Genomic DNA, 6,000 nt, shown 5'->3' with positions numbered 1-6,000 from the left:
CCGGCCGGTTCACCCACGCCGGCCGGGAGACCAGGCAGCGGATCGAGGAGCTCACCGACGAGCTGGCAGCCCCGGCATACGACCTGCTCACCGCGCACGAGCTCGACGAACTGGCCGCGGGGCTCGAGCCGATCGCCGCCGCGGTACAGGCCGTCGACGACTGAGCGGGCGCATCAGGCGACGGCCACGACCCCAGCCCGACCACCGAGGTGAGGAGGTCGTCGCGCGGGACCACCCGCATGGCGTAACCGAAGGCGTTCGCCGTGCAGGCCCGGCGCCTGGGGCCCGGCCGCGGTCCGTCAGGAGCCGAGCCGGTGTCCCCTGTCCTGCAGGGCGGTGCGCAGCTTGATCTTCTCCACGATGAGCGCCTGGAGCTCGGTGACCTCCTGGACGGTGAAGCCGGTGGCCGCCGCGATCTGCGGGGTGGACAAGTTGTCGGCCAGGTGCCGGAGCACCGTGGCCTCCAGCTCGGTGAACAGGCTGATCGCGGGAGCCGGCGCGGTCCGCGCCGTGCCCGGTGGCGGCAGCGACGCCATGATCGCCGCGGCGATGGGACAGCCGCCACGCAGCACCTCGCGCAGCGTCGCCACCAGCTCGTCCACGCTGAACGGCTTGGTCAGGAACCCCACCGCGCCAGCGGCCAGCCCGCGCAGCAGGTCCGCCCGCTCGTACGGCCACGCTCGCTGGCTCACCCGGATCCACTGCCACCCCGAGCACGTCGATCCGCTCGTCCGTTCCCTCGTCCAGCGCCCCGACGTGGCGTATGCCACCCTCACGGACGGCCTCGAGATCGTCTGCTTCATCAGCGCGCCGCTGCGCCCCTCAAGCCAGCAGCTACTGCAGCTACTGCCCAGGGCGGCCGCTGTCCGGGAGGTCACCACCAACCTGATCATCCACCACTTCAGCAGAACGGGCCGCAACTGGACCGCCTACGGCGAGCCTCTGAGCGCCGGGCAGCTGAACTTGCTCGAACCACACCGGCCGCCCGTTCCCTCCGGCCCGCTGCTGCCGCCCGTCGATAAGGACACCCCTCTGCTCGCCGCCCTTGCCGAGGACGGGCGGGCCACACTGGTCCAGCTTGCCGAAGCCACCGGCTGGTCCAAGGCCCGGGTCGTCCGGCGCCTGGAAGCGCTGGAGAGCTCCGGAACCCTGCTCTATGACGTGGAAGTGCTGCCCGAACTGCTCGGCCATCAACTGAACGCCATCCTCTGGCTACAGGTGGCATCCGACAGGCTCGCCCAGGTGGGAGAGGAGCTGGTGAGCCATGACGAGGTCTCCTACGCGGCTGCCACGAGCGGCACCCACAACATCGTGGCCAGCCTCTACTGCCGTGACACCGAGGACTTCTACCGCTACCTGACCACTCGCTTCGCGGCGGTCCCCGGCATCATCGGGTACAGCGTCAGCATCCGGGTCCGCCGCCTCAAGCAGGCCACGTCGCTGATCGAGCACGGCCGTCTGGTGCCGCCGCCGGCCTAGCGACCGCGGGTCGAGCCTGCTCAACGGTTCCGTGGAGAACGAAGCCGACGCGGCGGGCCGGCCTGCCAGTAAGGATCTTGCTTTCCGGTACATGCGGCAGTCCTGACCGATCAGAACCAAATTCCGTCCGGTTCCCGAACGTACATCGTTGCAGGTCAATGCCCCGATGACAGCGTGTGCGCCAATGTGGCCATGGTCGCCTCCTCACCGTCCCCAGCCGAAACCGCGCTCTGGCTGCTCGGCACGCACCCTGCGTGACCTGGTACGACGGCCCCGGAATGTACTTCACTGCAGCACTCTCACCGACAGGCCGAGAGCCAGGCCTCGGCGCGCGAGCGGGGCCGCCATGGTGGCCGCCCGAGGGTGTTCGACGACATGATCGCTTATGCCCGCAGCCTGCGCGGGCGCGGGGTGCTGGTGCCGGAGATCGCGGCCAGGCTGGTCATCCCCACCGGCAAGAACAAGGGCCGCAACCCCTCCCTGGCCAGCGTCTACCGCGTCCTGGGCGCCGACGACGAGGACTGACGGCGGGGGCTTTGAGCGTTCGGGCGGACCGACGCCTCGTCAACACCTGGTGAACCGGCACACGGCACTCCACAGACGACGGGCCTACAGCGGCCACATGGGAGGTATGTACGGCAAGGGCGCGGAGCGGGCGGCGGTGTCGGCCGGTGACGGAGCCGGGCAGAAGCGGTCCCGCGCCGGCAGTGCCCCGGTGGCAAGGAAGGTGTTCGTCGCCTCGTCGGCGCAGCTGCCCAGTCCGAACACGCCGTGGCCGCCCTGGTCGACGGTGATCATGGCGGCCCGCCGTCCGAGCGCGGCGCGCAGGCCGCGTGCGCTGCGCAGGGACGTGGCCGGATCGCGGGTGTTCTGCAGGATCAGGACATTGCGCGGCCCGTTGCCGGTGACCGTCACCGGCGGCTCCACCGGCCGGGTCGGCCACGCCGCGCACGGCCAGAGGTTCGAGGGCATGCCCGCCGTCACGGGCCACGCCTTCCGGTCGGCCGCGACCTGCCGGGCGTGCAACGTCACGTCGCGCGGCCAGGCGACGTCATCGCAGACCACCGCGTAGAGAGCGGCGATGCGGTTGTCCGCCGGTACGTCCGCCGTCCCGGCTCGGTCGCCGACCGTGACACCCCCGGCGGAGCCCAGCCGGGCCAGGCGCGCCACAGGGGCGGCGTCCACGGCTGATCCCGTGGAAACGGCCTCCGCCACTTCCTGCCAGAATTCGGCCAGGCTCGGCAGGGCGAAGTCGAAGTAGAGCAACCATCGGGTGATCTCGCGCAGCGCGTTGCCGTCGAGCTCCGGGCCGCCCGGGTTCGGCAGGGGCCGCTCGTCGAGGGCCGCGGTCAGCCGGTTGTAGGTACGCCGCACCTCATCCGGTGTCGCGCCGAGGTGGTAGACGGCGTCCCGCTCGGCTGCGAAGGCGAGGAAGTCGGGCAGGCGCAGCGCGACCGCCTCGTTCCAGGTCCGAAACATGTCCCGCCACACCAGGCCCGGATCGACGGCGCTGTCCAGCACGATCCGGTCGCTGCGGCCGGGGAACAGCGAGAGGTAGACGGCTCCCAGGTAGGTGCCGTAGGAGGTGCCGTAGTAGGAGAGTTTCGGCTCGCCGAGCGCGGCTCGGATGCGGTCCATGTCCCGGGCGGTGTTGGCCGTGGTGACGAACCGAAGCACATCGCCGGAGTGCTCGGCGCACGCGGCGGCGGTGGTTCGCGCGAAGGTGACATTGCGCTGGATGCCGCCGTCCGGCGCCGGGTAGGGCAGCACATGCGACCGGGGGGTCGCGGGGTCGATCCCGCAGGTGACCGGGGTGCTGTGGCCGATTCCTCGCGGATCGAACCCGATCAGGTCGTACTGATCAAGGACCTCCGGCGGCAGCACGGTCGCCAGCGCGCTGGGCAGGTCGAGGCCTTGATCGCCGGGACCGCCGGGGTTGGACAGCAGGATCCCGCGGCGCGTCCCGGGCTGCGCGGTCGCGATGCGGGAGATCGCGATCTCGATGGTCCGCCCGCGCGGGGCGCGGTAGTCCAGCGGCACCCGCAGAGTCGCGCACTGCTGGCGAGGATCGCGCGGGACACCGGATTCCACCGGCGGGCACTCGCCCCAGACCGGGGCCGTCGCTCCCTTGGCCGGCCCGGCGGCTTCGGCCACCGCCTCCAGCGTGCCGATCAGGGCCTCGGCCGACATGGCCGCGCCTGCCGTCGTGGTGGTCACCATCGCCGCGGAGATGAACATTGACAGCGTTGATCGCAGACTTAATCGCACCGACCACTCCTTGTTCTTAGGAACAGATGCTTTCTTGCTGACAGGCGAATCGGCACTGCCGGGTACGCGAGCCCTTGCTCGGAATGGTTTCGTGGGGCACTTCAGCCGAGATGTAGGGCGACCGGCCGTCGGGCCGGGCCCATTCGCGTAAGCCATGCCGGCGATGACAGATGCTCTTTCCGAGCACGCACGTACGGGATCGCATGGGCGATCTACCGGCGCGGGTGCTTCCGCGGCCGTCCGATTGGTGTTCAGCTACTTCGGATGATGTTCTACTGCTCGTCGAGAAAAACTTCTTCGATCGTCAGGTCGAACGCCTTGGCGAGGCGGAAGGCGACGGGAAGACTCGGGTCGAACTTGCCTTTTTCGATCGCGATGATCGTCTGCCTCGACACGCTGATCCGCTGAGCCAGATCAGCCTGTGTCCAGTCGCGTTCGGCCCGGAGTTCCGTGATGCGGTTCTTCATCGGTATCTGATCATGCCAGCGGCGAAGGCGATCAAGAAGACGACTCCCAGGAGCGCGGGCAGGACTGCAGCGTTGACGTCGTAAGTGATGAGGCCGGCGGTGTCCGCGACGACATAGGCGAATCCGCCGACCCACCCTGCTCCGAGGGAGATGGCCAGGGCCTCCTGCATGACCTTGCGCTGCAACTCATCGACTCTCTGAAGAAAGCGAGTGAAGGCGACGATCCATCCGATGCCGACGGCCAGGTTGACGGCGACCGCGGCCCAGCTTGCCACCGGTTGCTGAGGGTCCCACAAGAGGTCGGGACCGAACTTGGCCAAGGCGAGGGTCGCCGTCCAGGCGAGTGTCCAGAGTACGAGCCGAACGGTTGCCTTGGTCGACTCCCGGTAGTCCCCGGTTGTGGTGTGTGCTTGCACGGGTCGCCCTCCTGCGGCGAGAAGTAAAGGACACTTGACACGGTAGGAAGGGGCCGCCGTGATGTCAAGTGTACTTTACGTCGGCCGGGTCGATCCCTGGTCAGGGCACCATGGGACGGTCAGGGGTCCTGTACTGGTGGAGTCACCTATTCGACTAGCGCGAGTTCTCGATGCCGAGGGCCGTGGTAGTGACTTTCCGTGATGTCGGCGGGCTCTCGGACAGCAGGTGCGCGCGGAAGGGCGAAGTGGGCCTGACTATGTCGGTAGGGCCTGCCAAGATCGCGACATGACGATCGATGCGCTGACGCCGTTCCGCTGGCTGCAACCGCCGTACGGCGGTCGGGGCAACCTGCTCGGCGAGATCTACTGCGTGACCTTGCTGCGCGGGCTCGACCCGGCCGAGGTGCTGCGCAGGTTCGGCGCCCGCACGAGCACGCAGATGAGCTTCGCCGAGCTGGGGCTGGCGGTCTCCGACTTCACGGTGGCGACCGGCGGCGGTGACGGTGGTGGTTATGTCGGAGTGGTCGCCGCCGGCGACGGGTGCGCGGCGGTGGAACCGTGCGGCTGGTCGGGGACGGACAACCCGACGCTGGCGCGGCTGTCGGCCGGCACCGACGTGGTGTCCGTCTTACGGCATGACTACGCCTGCGACTACTTTCATTACGCCGCGGACGGCATGGTGCTCACGGCTTTCGACCCGACTTCTCCCGAGCATCGCTCCGGTGCCGACACCGACCGGCTCGCCGGCCTCATGCGCGAGTTCGGCCTGCCTTTGGAGGAGGGCTCGGATGAGGACTGGGACCAGCGCTACGACGATTTGTCCCGGCATGGCCTCGCGCGGATGTTCGCAATGGCGGCCCGCCTCACCGGCGTGACGTTCACCGCCGACCTGCTGGACGGACCACTCCTGGTGGGCGCGATCGCCGACCTGCCACCGTCACAAGAGCCTCAGCGCGGGACCAGCCTCGGCGTTTTACTCGAGCAACTGAAAGCGGTAAGCGGCCCTGAGTCTGATCACGGCGCCGCTTAACCCCCATGGACCTTCGGTACTGACTGGTGGGCTCGCCTATTCAGCTGTCGTAAGTTGTCGTTCCTGTAAGGCTTTATGGTGACGTTCCGTGTTCCCCGGCGGCGTAGCGGGACCAGGCGCCACCGCCCTCGTTGAGGAGCCGAGTGGTGGTCTTGTCGTGATAGCCGAGGGCATCAGCGACGACGGGAGCAGGGATCTCCAGGAGTTGCTGCCGGATGGCGGCGCCGCGGGCGGCCGCTGCTGGGATGCTTCTTCGGCGACGATTCGCAAACTGGCGCGAATTCGCATCAGATGCAATTGGCGGCAGTTGTCATATCTGACCGGAAATTCCCGCTGCCGG

At 68.7% G+C, this 6,000-nt stretch carries 8 protein-coding genes; 4 read left to right on the top strand and 4 right to left on the bottom strand.

The window, feature by feature from the left end; all coding sequences use genetic code 11:
* Positions 1-164: helix-turn-helix domain-containing protein (locus ACWDRB_RS50475; RefSeq protein WP_449907127.1), on the top strand; the 164-nt coding region annotated here is incomplete at its 5' end.
* Positions 165-299: 135 nt separating this feature from the next.
* Here the strand turns inward: ACWDRB_RS50475 and ACWDRB_RS50470 are convergent.
* Entirely contained in the window at positions 300-692 is a 393-nt protein-coding gene (locus ACWDRB_RS50470; RefSeq protein ID WP_449907112.1) for a hypothetical protein, read from the bottom strand.
* A 64-nt stretch (positions 693-756) separates the two neighbouring features.
* Between ACWDRB_RS50470 and ACWDRB_RS50465 the strand changes: the two genes are divergently transcribed.
* Both ACWDRB_RS50465 and ACWDRB_RS50460 read left to right on the top strand, forming a co-directional pair.
* Positions 757-1,479, top strand: coding sequence for an Lrp/AsnC family transcriptional regulator (locus tag ACWDRB_RS50465; protein ID WP_449907109.1), 723 nt, complete (start codon positions 757-759; stop codon positions 1,477-1,479).
* Between the two features lie 375 nt (positions 1,480-1,854).
* Entirely contained in the window at positions 1,855-2,004 is a 150-nt protein-coding gene (locus ACWDRB_RS50460; RefSeq protein ID WP_449907107.1) for a hypothetical protein, read from the top strand.
* 84 nt (positions 2,005-2,088) lie between these two features.
* Here ACWDRB_RS50460 and ACWDRB_RS50455 read toward each other — a convergent pair whose 3' ends face one another.
* The 3 genes from ACWDRB_RS50455 to ACWDRB_RS50445 form a co-directional block, all read right to left on the bottom strand.
* Entirely contained in the window at positions 2,089-3,717 is a 1,629-nt protein-coding gene (locus ACWDRB_RS50455; protein ID WP_449907104.1) for an alpha/beta hydrolase, read from the bottom strand.
* Positions 3,718-4,019: 302 nt separating this feature from the next.
* A complete protein-coding gene (locus ACWDRB_RS50450; protein ID WP_449907101.1) occupies positions 4,020-4,214 on the bottom strand; it encodes a helix-turn-helix transcriptional regulator in 195 nt (64 codons plus the stop codon).
* Positions 4,211-4,630, bottom strand: a complete 420-nt coding sequence (locus ACWDRB_RS50445) for a hypothetical protein (protein ID WP_449907097.1) — start codon at positions 4,628-4,630, stop codon at positions 4,211-4,213. Before ACWDRB_RS50445 ends, ACWDRB_RS50450 begins: the two co-directional genes overlap by 4 nt.
* Positions 4,631-4,916: 286 nt before the next feature.
* On the opposite strand from ACWDRB_RS50445, the gene ACWDRB_RS50440 reads away from it, so the two are divergent.
* Positions 4,917-5,660 (top strand): DUF6461 domain-containing protein, encoded by a 744-nt coding sequence (locus ACWDRB_RS50440; protein WP_449907094.1) that lies wholly within the window; start codon positions 4,917-4,919, stop codon positions 5,658-5,660.
* Positions 5,661-6,000: the final 340 nt, after the last annotated feature.

The sequence above is a fragment of the Nonomuraea sp. NPDC003707 genome (genome assembly GCF_053587055.1).
The sequence above is the reverse complement of the archived record's forward strand: the minus strand, read 5'-3'. Positions and strand labels throughout refer to the sequence as shown.

What these genes read in the sequence shown, in the direction of transcription:
- ACWDRB_RS50460 (WP_449907107.1), top strand. Translation starts at nt 1,855, where the DNA reads ATGATCGCTTATGCCCGCAGCCTGCGCGGGCGCGGGGTGCTGGTGCCG.
- ACWDRB_RS50455 (WP_449907104.1), bottom strand. Translation starts at nt 3,717, where the DNA reads ATGTTCATCTCCGCGGCGATGGTGACCACCACGACGGCAGGCGCGGCC.
- ACWDRB_RS50450 (WP_449907101.1), bottom strand. Translation starts at nt 4,214, where the DNA reads ATGAAGAACCGCATCACGGAACTCCGGGCCGAACGCGACTGGACACAG.
- ACWDRB_RS50440 (WP_449907094.1), top strand. Translation starts at nt 4,917, where the DNA reads ATGACGATCGATGCGCTGACGCCGTTCCGCTGGCTGCAACCGCCGTAC.